The sequence below is a fragment of the Ponticaulis sp. genome (genome assembly GCF_029210165.1).
In the GTDB taxonomy this organism is placed as follows: Bacteria; Pseudomonadota; Alphaproteobacteria; order Caulobacterales; family Hyphomonadaceae; genus Ponticaulis.
This window is the reverse complement of record NZ_JARGNT010000001.1, coordinates 1,517,368-1,533,325: the sequence shown is the minus strand read 5'-3', so window position 1 is coordinate 1,533,325 and position 15,958 is coordinate 1,517,368. Positions and strand designations below refer to the sequence as shown.

Below are 15,958 nucleotides of genomic sequence, written 5' to 3'. Positions count from 1 at the left end.
ACCGGGTCAATCGAAAGAAATTCACTTTCAACTCAGAGCACTAATTTGGCCGGATGGATAAAATGCGCGCGATTGAAATCCCGCTTTATTAACCTTTCCCGACCAGTACTGCCGGCCTCTTTGGAGGGGTAGGAAAACCAAGAATGATAAGCACTCTACTTGCAAGAAAACCAAAAGCTGACACCACAATCCAGCTGAGTGAACAGAGTCCGAAAGAGGCGGCCACGTCCAGCGAACTCATCAAATGTCTCGAACACTTCATTGATCACAATGTCACCGACATGGTTGGCATCTCGGCCCGCGAACGCGCACTTCTGGAGAAGCTTTGCGAGCGCCTTAAAGCGTCGGATAACACGGCCCTTCGCGGCGCGGTCAACGCATCCATGACGGCCAGCAAGGTTCAGGCTGGTCTGGCAAATGCCTTTTCAGACATTTCCGATGTGCGCCAGCACAGCCAGATTATGGCAGGCGCTATTCAGGAGCTGGACTCCTCAATTTCGCAAATATCCATCTCAGCGCAATCTATCGATCAGGGGCTTCAGTCATCTGCTGACGAGACGCGCCTGTCTGCCGAAGAAGTTGATCAGGCCACTGCGTCTGTTCGCAACACAACAGCGAGCCTTGAGCATATTGTCGGCAATATGCAGGAGCTGGAAAACGCGGCGACACAAATACGTGGCATGTCCAAAACGATTGAGGATATTGCAGGCCAGACTAATCTGCTCGCGCTCAACGCCACAATCGAGGCTGCCCGTGCAGGCGATGCCGGCCGCGGCTTTGCAGTTGTTGCCTCTGAGGTAAAATCCCTTTCCGACCAGACGGCCAAAACAACCGAACAGATCGCCGAGCGCATCCATAATCTGGAAAGCGCGATTGAGATGATCGTCGGTGCGGTGACAAGCGCGCAGACATCTGCCCGCGACGCCGAAGAGATCACCAACTCTGCAAACCAACGCGTTCAGAACACGACGCAAAGCATTCTCGATAATGCAGACGCAGTTTCTGCCCTGGCCAATGTGATCAATGATCAGAAAGCCGCGACAGCAGAACTGGCCCGCGGCGTCGATCAGGTCGCCAATCAAAGCCAGAGCGCGCAAAGCAAGCTGGAGGCGACAACGAAAGTCGCGTCTGAATCAGAAAACCAGATCACGGCCCAGTTTGACGAGCTGGAAAAGCGTAAAGTCGCCAATTACGTGCTCTATCGTGCCAAGTCCGATCATATGATCTGGAAGAAACGCCTCGCTGCGCTTCTCTCCGGCCTCTCAGAGCTCAGTGAACACGAGCTGGCCGACCACCATTCCTGCCGCCTCGGAAAATGGTGGGCCGGCGAGATCGGAAACGAGATTTCAAGCCTCGCATCCTTCAAGGCGATTGAAGCACCGCACCGCGCGGTTCATGCGAGCGGCCGCCGTGCAGCAGAGCTCTACAATCGCGGCGACAAGGCGGGCGCTCAACAAGCCTATCTTGAAATGGAACGAGCTTCGGAAGACGTGATCCAGCGTCTCGACGAGCTGATCTCCAAACTCGAAGCGAACGCCTGATCAGGCTTTCTCTGCCTCAACCTTCCAGATGGCAGCTTTGAACCGAACCATTCCGCCGGACACATATTCTGCCATCGCCTTACCCATAGCCTGCATAGCCGCCTTGCGCGGCTCTGCATCCAGTTCGGACACGATACGCCCGACAGGCCCCATACGCTCCATCCAGAAAGAGAGCGCGCCTTCCGGAAACGCACAGTCAATGTCGAGCGGTGAAATGCTGGCATTCTGCCAGCCCGCCCTGGTCAGCATGTCACGCACATAGTCGGCTTCTGCCCAGCCAAACTGGCCCGTCCGCCCCGGTGGCGGGAAGTCATCTTCCGGCAGCCACGGGTCTGCGGCCTGTTTCGGCGCGCGCATGAAGGGGTTGTCCTTCGGGCTGCGCCAGGCGAGCAGCGTCATCGCCGCACCAGCAGCGCTCGCACGATGAATGTTGGTGAAAGCAGCCACGGGATCTTCAAAGAACATCACCCCGAAGCGCGAGACGATATGATCGAAACTGCAAGCCTCAAACGGATAATCCTGCGCATCGGCGCGAATAAAACTGACGGTTTTGCTGTCTTCAATCGCGCGCGCTTTGGCCCGCGAGAGCATAGGCTCGGAGATATCTACGCCGGTGACTTGCATACCCGGCATCTCCGCCAGAGCGAGACTAACCGCGCCCGTGCCGCAGCCAATATCGAGCACACGCTTTGCACCGCTCGCCTCCACTGCCGCTGTCAGTACGGGCACGCAGCCTGAAAACGCCTCATCCAGAAAAGGCTGGCCCTCAACCCATGTGAGGCCGGACTGGCCATTCCAGAACGCACTCTGCGGATTGGTTTCTTCTGACATGGCTCATTCTCCCGTTTTGAACGGAGCTTACCTGCCGCGCGCCAGCACGGGCAAGACTTTATGCCGCTTCCACTTATCCGCGAAGCTGTGTCACACTCAGCGGAATGCGGAGGGGAACGCGATGAGTGCTGACAGCGAGAAAAAGCCGGGTCATGTCTGGTGGAAAGTTCTGAGCAGGTTGCTCGGTATTTTTGCAATTCTGTTGCTCGCCGCAATCGGTCTTTTCCTCCTCTCGCGTGTGCTTGGCGTCGATGAAGACGGTGTTCTGCCCGTCTCTCTCTTCGTACTGCTCGGCATGCCCTACATTATCGGTGCGCTGGCTGCCTTTCTGATCGACCCGAACGCGAAACGCACTCAGGAGAAAAGCTATCTGGCTGTTCTGATCTTCATGGCATCTGTTCTGGTGCTTGGTGGCCTTCTGTTTCAGGAGGGTGTGATCTGCCTGCTCATGGCGGGCGTGATCTGGACACCCATGGCGCTGCTTGGCGCGATGACCACCAAACGCATGCAGAGAAAACACCGCCGGCTTGGCGATGTTTCCGCCACCTTTGAGATGGGCCTTATCGCGACAATTCCAGCGATCCTTCTGGTGATGGATACGTCTGTGCCGCAATCGATCACGCCTTACACCGTGGAGCGCAGCATCGTTCTGGAGGCCAGCGCGGACGAAATCTGGCCACTGCTTCTCTCACTGCCGGATATTCAGGAGAGCGAGGGCCGCTTCACCTTTGCGCAAAGCATTGCGCAAATCCCGCGTCCGCGTTCGGCTGTCGTCGCCGGTGAGGGCGTCAGCTCTGTGCGCCATGCCCAATGGGGCGAAAGCATCACCTTTGAGGAACACATCACCGACTGGCAGGAAAACGAGGCGTTGAGCTGGGAGTTTGTGTTCCCGAACGATTCCATCAGCCGCTACACCGACCAGCATATCTCACCAGAAGGGCGGCACCTGCGCATTCAGGAAGGCGGTTACCGGCTGGAGCCGCTTTCCGATGGCCGCACGCGCCTCACCCTCTACACAGACTATGAAGCGCAAACGCCGATGAACACCTATGCCGCAATCTGGGGCGAAATTTTTCTTGGCGGCATTCAGGCCAATATTCTGGAGATTATTGAGGGTCGTCTGGCTTAGTGGCGAGTTCGGCTTTCTTCGCCTCAGATTGGCGGATCAGCCGCCGGAACACCATCATGATGACGACATGACCGACGACCGTCAGCACGGTCAGGCCAATGGCAATCGCCAGAATGGTCATCATGGTTGAGGACATGGCCACAATTGGCGGTCTACAGCTCTATCGGTCAATGCGACACTCCTGCCTGCGCTGCCCTATTTTAGCGCATGCATTGGGCGTTCTCATTCTCGCCTTCCATGCCGCTTGCCACCCAATAGCGATTATACTACTCGTTCTTGCGTCGGTTAATGGCAGCAGATCTCTGTTTGGGGATGGACAATCCGCGCCGGACCGACCGGATAGCTGTGTGTAGGGGGCGGCTTAGATGGTATTTTCATCAGTAGAGTTTCTGTTTCTCTTTCTGCCGGTTTTCCTGATATTTTACATTGCCTTACCGGCTCTGCGAAATATCATCCTGCTCGCTTTCAGCCTGCTGTTTTACTTTGTCGGTGAAGGCTATTTCCTCGCCGTTATGCTTGCCAGCATCGCGATCAACTATGTAAGCGGATTGTTCGTTGCGCCGGGCGTTAAAGGGCGCGGCCCTGCCCTTGCCATCGGCCTGACGCTCAATGTCGTCATGCTGGTCTATTACAAGTATATCGGCTTTCTGGCGCAGGATGTCTTCCAGCTGCCCGCGAATGACTGGACGACCGATGTGCACCTGCCAATCGGTATTTCCTTCTTCACCTTCCAGGGCATGTCCTATCTGATTGATGTCTATCGCGGGAATGCCCGCAAAGAGATGTCACCCTTCCGGCTGGCGGCTTACATCGCCATGTTCCCGCAGCTGATCGCCGGCCCGATTGTACGCTTTTCGACCGTCGCGAACGATTTGCGCCGCCGCGTCATCCGCCTGAAGCACGTATATTATGGCCTTCTGTTTTTCGCTGTTGGGCTCGCTGAAAAAGTTATCCTCGCCGACACGATGGCAAAGGTCGCAGACGCGATTTACGGGCGCGCGCCGGACGAGCTGCAGGCTTCCACAGCCTTTCTGGGCGGCCTCACCTATTCCTTCCAGATCTTCTTTGATTTCTCGGGCTATTCAGCCATGGCGATCGGGCTTGGTCTGATCCTCGGCTTCAAGTTTCCGCGCAACTTCAACTTCCCTTACATCTCCCAGAGCATCACAGAGTTCTGGCGGCGCTGGCATTTGTCGCTCTCCACATGGTTCCGCGATTACTGCTACATTCCGCTTGGCGGAAACCGGCTCGGACCGAGCAAGACCTACCGTAACCTGTTCCTGATTTTCCTGCTGACCGGCGTCTGGCACGGCGCGTCATGGAACTTCATTGTATGGGGTTTGTGGCACGGCTTCTTCATTATCATCGAGCGTTTCGGCTTCTCTAAAGTGCTGGAGAAAATGTGGATCGGCCTGCGCGTCTCATACACGCTGATCATTGCGTATATCGGCTGGATTTTCTTCCGCGCCGAAGACCTGACGCATGGGCTGCAAATGCTGGCCCGACACTTTGCCTTCGGCGAAGGTGGCGCCAGCGTCTGGGAGTTTCTCGATAACGAAACCCTGATCGTTCTGGGGATGAGCTTTGTATTGTCGACGCCGGTTGTCCTGTGGGCGAGCCGTGGTTTCATCGCACCGCCTGCCTATGGCGCATGGATGAAGCGCAATCCGATGTGGAAATATGGTCTGGGCGTCGCTCTTGCTGCGATCCTGATCATCGTATCCAGCGTTAAAATCCTCGCTGGCACGTACAGCCCGTTCATTTACTTCCGGTTCTAGGAGACAGACATGAAGATTGAACGCGTCCGTTTCGAACCTCTCTCTCTCGCAGCCATTCTGGCTCTGGGCATACTGTTTGCGATTCCGCTCCTTGGCCTGTTTCAGGATGAAGACGAGCTCGCACGCCGCCAGAACCGCGCGCTGAATGAAGCGCCTGAATGGTCTACACTCGTCTCTGAACCTTCCCGTTTCTTTGCCGAAGGACGCGCCTGGCTCTCAGACCGCGCCCTGTTCAGCGTGGATGCCTCTGTGAATTATCGCAAATTCAAATATTACGCGCTCGGCGACTCGCCTGCTGCGAACGTAGCGCGCGAAGGCGATCTGGTTCTGCCTATCGCGACTGACGCGGCTAATATCGACTATGTGTCGGTAACGGGCAGCTGCCCTGCTGAACAGTATTGGGATCAGATGACTCAGGCGCTCACCAATGGCTGGGCCGAGATCAACCGCGTCGCTGAACTTGAAGGGCTCTCTACATTCGGCGTGATCGTACCAAGCAAACCGGTGCTCTACGCAGACCGTTTGCCGCGCTCCATCCCTTCAGAGATCCGCGCCCAATGCGTCTATACAGCGGAAAACGAGTCGCCTGCCGTGCGCATTGCAAACTCTTTCCCGGATACGCTGACCTATCCGTTGGCAGACTTCATGGCCGAACGCGATGTTGACCATTTCTATCCGCTGGAAAACTTCCACGCTGATGGCATGGCAGCCTCCCGAGCGACGAAAAGCCTGATCCATCTGAGCTCTCTGGAACCATTCCGCGAGCCGGAATTCACAATCCGTGAAGGCAATGCCGACATGGAACCTGCGCTGGGATTTGCGCGACGCGTTAACTTCCAGAGACCAGACTATGCATCGGCCGCAGACCGCTCCAACACTCTCGATCGTGAAGTTCAGCAGGGTGCCCGTCTGCGCGGCAACCAGATTTCAGCTTTCTTCAATGCAAATGCCGCCGACCCGCGCCGTGTTGCAATCATCGCAAACTCGTTCGGCGCACGAATCGCGCCAGACGTTGCCAGCCATTATGCAGAGACCGTTCAGATCAACACGAATGGCATGAACCGGCAGACACTGATTCGCATGTTCCGCTATCTGATGGATGGCAGCTTTGATCAGATTTTGTTCGTGATGCATGAACCAGGATATTATAATCGGGTACGCCTGTTCGCAGATGCCATGCTTGAGGCGACCAGCCTTGAGCCTGACGAAGATGCTGGTGCTCGTGTTGCTGACGTATCATTTGGTCCGGTGTCATTCTCCGAGTTTGATGCACGCGGCTGGCTACCACCTGGCCGAAATACGGAGCTGCGCTGGAGCAAAGGCGGTCGCCCTGCCTTTATCGATATTCCACGCTCTCTCTTCGGTGAAGGCAATTCGATCCAGATGCGTGTCCGGTTGTTCGGTCCGGAAGTGTCTGACGAGCGTTGGGCAAGGATTCTTGTCTGCGGACAGGAAGACGCCGACATCACAGACCGACTGAATTCATCCCTTGAGCCGCAGATTCTTGAGATCGAGTATGACGCAGAGTGCGGAAGCCGGATGACGATTGAGTTTCAATCCAGCGAGCAGCCATCAGGCGCTGACCTTGGCCTGACCCAGGATCGTCGCCAGCTTGGTATCCGCGTCGACGAAATTCAGCGCGTCTCCCGCCGTTAACCCGAATTCACTACCGTGACCGCATTCCAAAACACCCCTGAATTCAGGGGTGTATAAAATATTGGGCATTATATATTTGACAAACCAGACAGTTTTTTACTCAACGGGAACGAATTCCCCTGAAAATGCGTATTTCTAAATGGAGATAACGATGACGATTGATCAGCACTTGGAGGCAGCAATCGACTGGGCAGAGGAACGGCTCCGCTCAGGAGCGGAGCCGCCGTTTGTGTATTATCGCCTTATGCAGCTGCGAGAGGCTGCTAAAGAGCTATCAGGGCACGCTAAGCAATGCGCGGCAAATTCACTGCGACCGGAAAAGTGTCAGGAAAACGTTCCGCAACAAGCGGACGGAGGACACCTCCCAAATATTTTTCCACTCCATCAACGCGTGAGGGATGAACAAACGCAAACGTAAAGCGCAGCTGGGGGTATCGGGTAATACGGAAATCCCGCATGTGCGCCTGCATCCTGCCTTTGATGTCACCCTGTCCAACCTTTAAGTAGGTTGGGCCACCAAGCAATGTGCCGGGAGACCAGACTACATAGACGCCATATCCGCTTATGCTGTCCCAATTTGTATTCCTTGGGTCCAGCCACTCGTTAAACGTATTTTTGATCCAGTTTAGCTGCACGATCATCTTCCTTTTTCTGACGAAGGAATTGACGGTTGTGGCCGGATCGTGTGATGAATGATTCAGTCATTTACGAAAATCCTTCTGGGAGGTTGGGTTTTCAAAATTAAGCCTGCCTGACCTCGAATCAGCGCAGGCTTTTTTATTGTGACTGAATTCTAAGCTATGAGTCTAGCTAGATATTCTACTTATGTTCCTCGGTTGTTTCCGATTTCTTCTGGGGCGCGCTTTTGGCGACCTGCTTTAGCGACCTGTCGAACTTTTTTTCATTCGTGTCGCATTCAGCCTCTTCAGCAAGGGCTTTGAATTTGTCGAGTTGGGATGGTTTAGGCATATTGTTTTACTCGCCGCTCAAAGCTCGAATAAGGAACAGCGTTACTAACGTCTTGCAGCAATACAATGTCACTAGATTCAAACACTTCTTGATCATCATAAACTGAAATTAAGTCTACATTGCGATACCGCTGGCTCGATTTTATTTCATATAAATGGCGAAAACGATGTGGAACCGCTCGCGCACTGCCGATTGCCTCTATAAGAGCCTTCGGTTGTTTTGTATTTAATTCGATTATTGCAGCGGTAACATCGTAAGTTCCACCAGATTTTCCCGTAACTTTTTGGTGCCAAGATATACGGTCTTCACCAAGCATTTTTTGCAACACGCTATTTACGCGTACTTCAAATTCAGCACGCTTTTTGGTGTCAGGAGACGCTTGATCTGCAATGTACCTGCAAACACTCCCAACTGAGAGAACCGCCGCCGTTGCCTGGTCTTTGGATACCTTGCGCCATACTCTACCACGCTCAAAATGACACTCCATAGTCGAAGCATAAGCTTTCACACGATCTTCGATACGCTGCGTCATCGTTTGGCCGCTTGCTGATAGTGTCATCGCAGCAAAACCTGCATCATGAACTAAGCAACAATCATCACGCTCATCGACAACAACTGAAACCATTTCGCCGTTCGAATAAATTAACGGCAACCTAATCTCGTAACCAAGATTGCTTGAGAAGCTGCCAATAAGGCTTCTAGTCTCGCGCTCAATTTGTGAAATCAAAACGCTCATTTGTCGAAGTTCCACAGGTCTGATTGTTCGACGACATTGTCAAATTTTGGGGCGGCATATTGGTCTTTGTAGTCAATCTTTGCCACCTCCATAAACTCCTTGTACCATTGCCAGTGCGTTAACTCTCGACCGTCAGGCTCCGCATACGTCATATCTGGGAGCTTTTGCCAGTGTGTTTGCGTGACTACTTGCCCAGTCCGAATATTGAAGTGAGCACGGCCCGGCCCAACGTCCAAAGCGAGACACCGTTTCTGCTGAACTAGTAACACGAAACTATACTTCCTTGGAATCCGCGAGATGTGATAATGGGTCACAAATTGTATGTTGGCTTCAGGAAATTCCGGGCAAAGCACAGGACAAACAGCTTCTTCGTAATCTGGATGATCCTTCTCGCGGAACCTTAACTTCGAATGCAGTTGCTTTTCGGCATTCAAAATTCTCAAAAGATCTTCTGCTGACAGCGTCAAGTTGAATTATCCCGCTACTTGTGCGTTAGGCCCCCTGTATGTCAGCCTTTTACCTTTAACGCCACTTAACGCAATCATTGCGCGCTCAAAATCATTCACGCCATTGCCGACACGGTTGTTATACCGGAAATCGAATTCGGCCATATAGCGGTGAAGGTGCTTCTTGGCGCAGTGCTGGTAGACGCCACGCATACCGCGCTTGAACACGCTGAAATAGCTCTCAACCGTTTGTGTGTGCACCACTGGGTTCTGGAAGTTCACATACTCACCCTTGGAGTGGTTCACCATTCCATGGTCAGCGACCTCTACGTGTTGATCAATGCCGCGATAGTGACGGGCTGTATCAGTGAGCAGTTGAGCCTCTTTAGAGAGATTGCTGTTGATAATAGGGCAAATCTCGTCGCGGTTGACCTGATCTATAATGAAAGAACGAGCGCGCTTCGTATCTCGATCAACAAGCGTCAGGACTTTCATCTTGTGGCCATAGGCGCGCTTCTTTGGCGCGCCCGGCTCTGTACCGATAAAGGTTTCGTCTACTTCGACGCCACCGCCGCCAGAACCGAAAATGTCAAAAGAACCTTCACGCATCGCTTCACGGATACGGTGGCAAAGGAACCATGCGGTTTTGTAGGTGATTTCCAGAGTGCGGTGGATCTGATGCGCAGACACACCCTTCTTGCTGGACACCATCAGGTAAATCGCCTGTAGCCATTTGTGCAGTTCGAGGTGGCTTTCTTCAAAGATAGTGCCGACGCGAACAGTGAATTGCTTGCGGCATTCTTTGCACTTCCATAGGCCGTGACGGACTTTGCCTTCTGGGTGCTTCTTGCTCGGCTTAGTTTTGACACCTTCCAGACGATAATGGCGAGCGTTGCTCTTGCAGTGCGGACAAACCGCACCCCGTGGCCAGAGCACAGCTTCTACATGACGGAATGCTTCCGCTTCATCGTGAAAATATGCCTTGGACAGAATGGACATGGGTTTCTCCTATGTCCTGAAACTACCCTCAAAATTTGGGTTTGTCAAATATATAATGCCCAAAATATTTTACATATCTATGTCTAATTTCTTTGACATGTAAAAAATATTATACTATTTATGTGTCAGATATTTTTGACACACAAGGTAACTCACAATGACAATCTTTTTTCGCGTAGATGTAGCCGCATCACTGTTCGCGATACTGGCAGGTGCTCTGCATATAGGCGCCTATTGGGGCTTCTGGTGGAGCGCACCTGAAACCGGCATGGAGCTATTCTGGCGGATGGGCGTTTCGGTTGCGCTCATGATCGTGATGATCATCGCGATTTCGATCATCACGAGCATCACCGATAAGACGGAAATGCCGGCCATTGATGAGCGTGAGAGCCGCGTTCAGTACAAGGCCATGCGCAACATGCTTTACATTTATTCCGGCGGCCTTGCGATCATCTTTATGGAGGCTTTTGACGGTCTCACAGACCCGATGGCACTCGCCCATGCCGTTATCAGCGTCTTCGTTGTCGGTGAACTCATCCGCCTGCCATCGCTCTGGTGGTATCTGCGCCAGCCCGCCTAACCCTTCACCCATATCAGGACTAAACTTATGACTTTTCACGAAAAATCCGCCTGGGCGATGGGCGTACTCCTCACCCTTATCGGTGGCTGGTATCTCAAGACGATCTGGAACGTATCCATCGAACTTGGAGAAACCGCCCCCCCACTTCTTGGGCTTGCATCGATCGCCACCATTGCCCTCATCATTGGCGCGATCATCACCCACACGCTTATCGGCATCTCAGACCCGGAAGGATCTGACGGTAGCGAAGACGAACGCGACAAGCAGGTGCTGCGCCGGTCTGGCAATATCGCTGGCTATGTTCTCGGCTTCGGATGTTTTGCAGGTCTCTGGCACTATGTCTGGCAGCAGGATGGCAACCTCCTCTTCCACATCATTGTTGGCAGCCTGATCGCCTCGCAAATTGCCGAATACGTGCTCACAATCCTCTTCTATCGACGGGGGGTGTGACATGGCCAAACGACCACCCATCACAAATCGGGTCAAAGAGCTCCGCGAGGCGCATGATAATATGAGCCAGTCTGCTCTTGCCAAGGCTATAGGCGTCACCCGTCAGACGGTCATCGCCATCGAACAGGGCCGCTATTCTCCGTCGCTTGAAAGTGCGTTTCGTATATCCCGTATATTTGGCGTCGGTCTGGAAGACGTATTTGGCTGGGATGAGGCCGCCGATCAGTCCTGAGCGGATTGTGACTTCTGTTTTCGAAACCGGGCCGCCTTGGCCCGGTTTCCGCATACGGCCATAGAGCACCAGCGCCGCGACCGGTTCTTCGAAGTATCACGGAAATAGAGCGTGCAAGTTGGCCCTTCGCATTGGCGCAGCTGCGCCAGATCAGTTTCAGAGAGATAGTCTGCAATACGGTCTGCCAGAAGCCGGACAAGCTGATCACCCGTTTGCGGCACACAAAGAGGCGCACGCGTAAAACCGCTTCCGTCTTTAGGAATGAATGGACGCCCCGCCAAAGGCACTTCAAGCCAGCGGTTCAGAAATGCCAGATCATCAGACGAAACAGTCTCTTCCTCAGAGCTTTCCAGAAGGTCTGTCACGCGCCTGAAATCTTCGCGCAGCCTACGTGCGTGCTCCGCAGCGCCATCGAGATCATCGGATGAAATAGAAGAGAGGATCTCTTCGCCGACCTGAGGCTCGAACATGCCCGCGCCCACCATCCAGCTCACCAGCGCTTCGCCATTTTTGAGCCAGTCAATATCGGTGCCGGCTGGCGCGCAGACAGAGTTGAGAAGGTCGAGCGCGGCGTGCTCTGCAATATAAAAGGCCGGCATAGGCGGCATCCACTTCTCCTTCAGTCGCGACATCTCACGCGGATACACATTCACGTGTAACCGGCATTTTGAGATTTTAACAGTTATCCCACTCTGATAACCATCAAAAACCAGATATAATGGTTATGCGGAGAAAAGACATGCCAAAACTATTGCACATCATCAGCTCGCCTCGCGAAGACGCTTCAAAATCCGTTCAGATCGCCGAAGCTTATATTGAAAACCGCAAGCGCGCCGTGCCGACGCTCGAGGTCGACACGCTGAACCTCTGGTCACTTGATATGCCCGAATTCGACGGCGACAAAGCCGCTGCCAAAATGACCTTTTTCGGCGTCGGCGAAATGGATGAAACGCGTCAGTCGGCGTGGGATCAGGTTGTTGCGCTGACCGAGAAGTTCAAATCCTACGACCTGTTCGTCTTCTCGGTGCCTATGTGGAATGGCGGCGTGCCGTACAAGCTGAAACAGTTTCTGGACATCATCACCCAGCCGGGCCTGCTCTTCGGCTTTGATCCGATCAAGGGCTATTTTGGCCTGCTGGACGGCAAGAAAGCGACGCTGGTTCTGACATCGGGCGTCTTCGCGCCGGGTGCTGACGAAAAATATGGCAAAGATTTTCACGGCGAGTATATGCGCTGGTGGCTCGGCCTTGTCGGCATTCAGGAAGCAAGCATTCTGCGCTTCCAGCCATCGCTTCTGACGGCCGATGCCGAAGCTGATCTGAGAGCTGTTCTCGGCGAGCTGGAACCAGCCTGACCTGCGCCCACGCGCCGCCGCTTATTTAACGACGAAACATGCTAGGGTCTCTGCAAATAGTGGAGGCCCTTCTCATGTCAGCTGGTTACCAGGCCGAATACAAAGCGAAACTCTGCGCACCTGCAGACGCCGTGCGATTTGCCCGCTCAGGCTCAAACATCTCCATGGGCATGGCACTCGGGGAGCCGCCTGCCCTGCTGGCCGCCCTCAATGAGAAGATCGTGGCTGGAAACCTCACTGATATCCGCCTCTGGTATTTCCACTCAATGCCCGTCGCAGCGCAAACCCTGCTGCGCTATGACATGATGGACCATGTCCACCCGCACTGCATGTTCATGGGGCCGACAGAGCGCGCGCTCGCAGAACGCGGCGAGACCGAAGGACGAAAAGTTCTGAACTTTGTGCCTGTCGCCTTTTCCGATGCGCCGCGCCTTTTAAGCCAGCACGTGCAGCTCGACACCTTCATCACCACCGTCTCCCCAATGGACAAGCACGGCTATTTCTCCTTCGGCACCAATAATGACTATGCGAGCACGGCCGCGCGCTCAGCCCGCCACACCGTAGTTGAGGTGAACGAGCATATGCCGCGCGTGTTCGGGGACTCCATGATCCATGTCTCCGAAATTGATGCAATCATAGAAAACCATGAGCCGCTATTTGAAGCCCCTGCTCGTGAGGCCTCAGCTGAAGAACGCCAGATTGGTGAGCTGATTGCCGATCTCGTGCCAGATGGCGCCTGCCTGCAAATGGGTATTGGCGCCCTGCCAAATGAGGTTTGCGGCCATCTGAAAGGCCGAACCGATCTTGGCATTCATACAGAGCTTTTATCGACTGGCATGGTCGATCTGATTGATTGCGGCGCGGTCACCAACCGTCGGAAGAACACATTTCCGGGCCGCACGGTCTTTACCTTCGCGCTCGGAAACAAGCGCATGTATGATCTGCTGGACGATAATCCGTCGATCAACTCCCACCCGGTGAACATCGTCAACGACCCACGCCACATCGCAAAGAATGATGGCGTGATCTCTATCAATGCGACACTTCAGGTGGACCTGTTTGGTGCATGCAACTCGGAAAACCTTGCCGGTCGGCAGTATTCAGGCTCTGGCGGCCAGCTCGATTTCGTCCGCGGCGCACGCGCCTCGAAAGGTGGAAAATCGATCATCGCCTGCACGTCGACCGCAAAACATGGCGCGGTGTCCCGCATCGTTCCGGAGCTTACAGGCCCCGTCACCACACCCCGGAATGATGTCGATACAGTCGTCACAGAGTTTGGTGTAGCGCAGCTTATTGGCCTCTCCGGTGAAGAACGCGCCCGCGCTATGATTGCGCTCGCCCACCCCGATCACAGAGCCGATCTGGAAGCTTCAGCCCGTAAAGCGCAGATCATCTGAAAAATGCGACAATCTGGCTGACTCTTTTGATTGACATTCATTCGCAACTGGGGCTAGTTGCGACTCATGATCATTTGCGTTTGTCATAATCTGAACGGCCGTAAGGTCGACGATGCCATCGATAACGGCGCTAAATCTCCAAAAGAGATTCAGGCCCATCATGGCAATAAGTTCCAGTGTGGTCGCTGCAAACCTGAAATGTGTGCGCGCCTTCGCGAGAAGACCGCTGAAACCGCGATGGAAAATGGTCTAGTTGCGAATGCAATTGCCTAGCACTCTCAACCCATTGATTTTCTTAAAAAAATTGGCCTGACAAGCCTTCCCGAGGCGGGTTTTGTTGTGGTATTCCTGAGTCCCAGAATAGGAGACTCATCATGAAGGGCGACCCGAAGGTCATCGAATTTCTCAACAAGGCTCTCAAAAACGAGCTGACGGCAATCAATCAGTATTTCCTCCATTCACGCATGCTGAATGACTGGGGCGTGACCAAGCTCGGCAAGAAAGAGTACGAAGAATCTATCGAGGAGATGAATCACGCCGACTGGCTGATCGAGCGCATTCTCTTCCTTGGCGGCCTGCCAAATCTTCAGGATCTCGGAAAGCTCATGATCGGTGAAACGGTCGAGGAAATCCTCGAATGCGATCTGAAACTCGAGCACAACGCCATTCCGCTTCTGCGTGATGCGATCGAACATTGCGAAAGCGTTCGCGACTACGTCTCCCGCGAGCTGTTCTGCAAAATCCTCGATAATGAAGAAGAGCATGTCGACTTCATCGAGACCCAGTTCGACCTGATCAAGCGCACAGGAATTCAGAACTATATCCAGCTGAATTCAACGGCTGTGACAGACGGCGAATAAGTCTGGCCCGAAACTTGCTCCCCAATGCCCGATTGCCCTGATTTGCGACACCCACATCAGGGCAGCGGGCTGAAGTTTATGAGGAGTTCGGTGTGAAACGTCTGATTTTTGTCTCTGCGCTGTTATCACTAGCAGCATGTCAAACCGTTCCAGCGGGCATGACCGAAACGCCTGCGACGCCTCCTGTCATCGAGCAAGAACCAAGCACACCCGCCCCCGAGACTGCTGAAACGCCCGCAGCAGACACGCTGGCCCTGCTTCGCGCTCAGGCAGCGGAACTCCAGCTTGAAGCCGAAGCCCTCAACGCCGACCTTGCCGAACTCAACGATGCGCTCGCCGGAATGGCTGATGCCCGTAAAGAGCTTGTCGATGCAGCGGCCGGTACGGACAACGAAGCTGAACTGGAACAGGCTGAGACCGCGATCGAACAGATCGATACAAGCGTCGCCGCTATTCAGGTAGAAAAGCGCGCCGTCATCGCCGAAATCGAAGAGACAACGTCCCGCGCTGACACACTTCTCGCAGAAGCTGACGAGCTGGAAACCCGTCTGGCAGAAGCTGCAGCCAACGACGAGGAAGTCGTGACATTCGTTGTTATGGAAGACCAGATCCGGTCTGACGAAACGCCTGCGCCAACGGCAGCGCCTGCCTCTACCCAGCGTGATCGCCGCACGCTTCTGGACTATTCTGACTCAGCGCTCATCTGGTCGCTTCTGTCCGACCAGCTGCGTAATGATGATGTCGCTATTATGGGCATCGTATCCGGCGCCCGGTCTTATTGCGGCCTGAACTGGCAGCAAGGCTTCGCGCAGTTTATCCAGATTGCAGCGCAGAACGGTTGGGATGTGAGCGCCATTGCCGAAGAACATGGTCGCTTTATGGGCGGCGCTCGCCGCTCGCTTCAGGACGCTGGCTATCAGTGTAATGCAAACGACCTGCAGACACTGGAAGCGATCTATCCATAAGCGGCAAAACAGCTGAACACAGAAACGCCGGCCTC

At 54.0% G+C, this 15,958-nt stretch carries 19 protein-coding genes; 12 read left to right on the top strand and 7 right to left on the bottom strand.

Annotated elements, in window-relative coordinates:
* The first annotated feature begins 143 nt into the window (after positions 1–143).
* Entirely contained in the window at positions 144–1,541 is a 1,398-nt protein-coding gene (locus tag P1U45_RS07565) for a methyl-accepting chemotaxis protein (protein WP_301058503.1), read from the top strand.
* Here the strand turns inward: P1U45_RS07565 and P1U45_RS07560 are convergent, their stop codons facing one another.
* A complete protein-coding gene (locus P1U45_RS07560; protein ID WP_301058501.1) occupies positions 1,542–2,372 on the bottom strand; it encodes a class I SAM-dependent methyltransferase in 831 nt (276 codons plus the stop codon). It lies immediately after the preceding gene.
* A gap of 121 nt (positions 2,373–2,493) precedes the next feature.
* Between P1U45_RS07560 and P1U45_RS07555 the strand changes: the two genes are divergently transcribed.
* A complete protein-coding gene (locus P1U45_RS07555) occupies positions 2,494–3,501 on the top strand; it encodes a hypothetical protein (RefSeq protein WP_301058500.1) in 1,008 nt (335 codons plus the stop codon).
* Here the strand turns inward: P1U45_RS07555 and P1U45_RS07550 are convergent.
* Positions 3,479–3,637: a hypothetical protein gene (locus P1U45_RS07550; protein ID WP_301058499.1), complete on the bottom strand. Its 159-nt coding sequence runs from the start codon at positions 3,635–3,637 to the stop codon at positions 3,479–3,481. The two genes, P1U45_RS07555 and P1U45_RS07550, sit on opposite strands and share 23 nt — an antisense overlap.
* A gap of 229 nt (positions 3,638–3,866) precedes the next feature.
* Between P1U45_RS07550 and P1U45_RS07545 the strand changes: the two genes are divergently transcribed.
* Together P1U45_RS07545 and P1U45_RS07540 are read left to right on the top strand one after the other, a co-directional pair.
* Positions 3,867–5,279 carry an MBOAT family O-acyltransferase gene (locus tag P1U45_RS07545; RefSeq protein WP_301058498.1) on the top strand — a complete coding sequence of 471 codons (1,413 nt, stop codon included), beginning with the start codon at positions 3,867–3,869 and terminating at the stop codon, positions 5,277–5,279.
* A gap of 9 nt (positions 5,280–5,288) precedes the next feature.
* The gene (locus P1U45_RS07540) at positions 5,289–6,935 is read left to right on the top strand and encodes a hypothetical protein (RefSeq protein WP_301058496.1); all 1,647 of its coding nucleotides are present in this window, start codon (positions 5,289–5,291) and stop codon (positions 6,933–6,935) included.
* A 284-nt stretch (positions 6,936–7,219) separates the two neighbouring features.
* Here P1U45_RS07540 and P1U45_RS07535 read toward each other — a convergent pair whose 3' ends face one another.
* The 4 genes from P1U45_RS07535 to P1U45_RS07520 all read right to left on the bottom strand — a co-directional run bounded on the left by P1U45_RS07535 (position 7,220) and on the right by P1U45_RS07520 (position 10,085).
* The gene (locus P1U45_RS07535) at positions 7,220–7,576 is read right to left on the bottom strand and encodes a hypothetical protein (protein ID WP_155802607.1); all 357 of its coding nucleotides are present in this window, start codon (positions 7,574–7,576) and stop codon (positions 7,220–7,222) included.
* A gap of 320 nt (positions 7,577–7,896) precedes the next feature.
* Entirely contained in the window at positions 7,897–8,640 is a 744-nt protein-coding gene (locus P1U45_RS07530; RefSeq protein WP_301058494.1) for a hypothetical protein, read from the bottom strand.
* Complete coding sequence (locus P1U45_RS07525) at positions 8,637–9,107, bottom strand: hypothetical protein (protein WP_301058493.1); 471 nt, start codon at positions 9,105–9,107, stop codon at positions 8,637–8,639. The genes P1U45_RS07530 and P1U45_RS07525 overlap by 4 nt, the downstream gene beginning before the upstream one ends.
* Positions 9,108–9,113: 6 nt before the next feature.
* Positions 9,114–10,085 (bottom strand): IS1595 family transposase, encoded by a 972-nt coding sequence (locus P1U45_RS07520; RefSeq protein WP_301058492.1) that lies wholly within the window; start codon positions 10,083–10,085, stop codon positions 9,114–9,116.
* 157 nt (positions 10,086–10,242) lie between these two features.
* Between P1U45_RS07520 and P1U45_RS07515 the strand changes: the two genes are divergently transcribed.
* The 3 genes from P1U45_RS07515 to P1U45_RS07505 are packed head-to-tail and all read left to right on the top strand — an operon-like array spanning position 10,243 to position 11,347.
* Entirely contained in the window at positions 10,243–10,665 is a 423-nt protein-coding gene (locus P1U45_RS07515; protein ID WP_301058491.1) for a hypothetical protein, read from the top strand.
* A 27-nt stretch (positions 10,666–10,692) separates the two neighbouring features.
* Entirely contained in the window at positions 10,693–11,115 is a 423-nt protein-coding gene (locus tag P1U45_RS07510; RefSeq protein ID WP_022694307.1) for a hypothetical protein, read from the top strand.
* 1 nt (position 11,116) lies between these two features.
* Positions 11,117–11,347, top strand: a complete 231-nt coding sequence (locus P1U45_RS07505; RefSeq protein ID WP_301058490.1) for a helix-turn-helix transcriptional regulator — start codon at positions 11,117–11,119, stop codon at positions 11,345–11,347.
* Here P1U45_RS07505 and P1U45_RS07500 read toward each other — a convergent pair.
* Positions 11,338–11,955: a CGNR zinc finger domain-containing protein gene (locus P1U45_RS07500; RefSeq protein ID WP_301058489.1), complete on the bottom strand. Its 618-nt coding sequence runs from the start codon at positions 11,953–11,955 to the stop codon at positions 11,338–11,340. The two genes, P1U45_RS07505 and P1U45_RS07500, sit on opposite strands and share 10 nt — an antisense overlap.
* A 131-nt stretch (positions 11,956–12,086) precedes the next feature.
* Here P1U45_RS07500 and P1U45_RS07495 point away from each other — a divergent pair, with 131 nt between their 5' ends.
* The 5 genes from P1U45_RS07495 to P1U45_RS07475 all read left to right on the top strand — a co-directional run bounded on the left by P1U45_RS07495 (position 12,087) and on the right by P1U45_RS07475 (position 15,923).
* Positions 12,087–12,701 carry an NAD(P)H-dependent oxidoreductase gene (locus tag P1U45_RS07495; RefSeq protein ID WP_301058488.1) on the top strand — a complete coding sequence of 205 codons (615 nt, stop codon included), beginning with the start codon at positions 12,087–12,089 and terminating at the stop codon, positions 12,699–12,701.
* Positions 12,702–12,775: 74 nt separating this feature from the next.
* On the top strand, positions 12,776–14,098 hold the full coding sequence (locus P1U45_RS07490; RefSeq protein ID WP_301058487.1) for an acetyl-CoA hydrolase/transferase C-terminal domain-containing protein: 1,323 nt from the start codon (positions 12,776–12,778) through the stop codon (positions 14,096–14,098).
* 66 nt (positions 14,099–14,164) lie between these two features.
* Positions 14,165–14,371 carry a (2Fe-2S)-binding protein gene (locus P1U45_RS07485; protein ID WP_293610224.1) on the top strand — a complete coding sequence of 69 codons (207 nt, stop codon included), beginning with the start codon at positions 14,165–14,167 and terminating at the stop codon, positions 14,369–14,371.
* A 101-nt stretch (positions 14,372–14,472) separates the two neighbouring features.
* Positions 14,473–14,958 carry a bacterioferritin gene (gene bfr / locus P1U45_RS07480; RefSeq protein WP_022694301.1) on the top strand — a complete coding sequence of 162 codons (486 nt, stop codon included), beginning with the start codon at positions 14,473–14,475 and terminating at the stop codon, positions 14,956–14,958.
* Between the two features lie 92 nt (positions 14,959–15,050).
* Positions 15,051–15,923, top strand: a complete 873-nt coding sequence (locus P1U45_RS07475) for a hypothetical protein (protein ID WP_301058485.1) — start codon at positions 15,051–15,053, stop codon at positions 15,921–15,923.
* Positions 15,924–15,958: the final 35 nt, after the last annotated feature.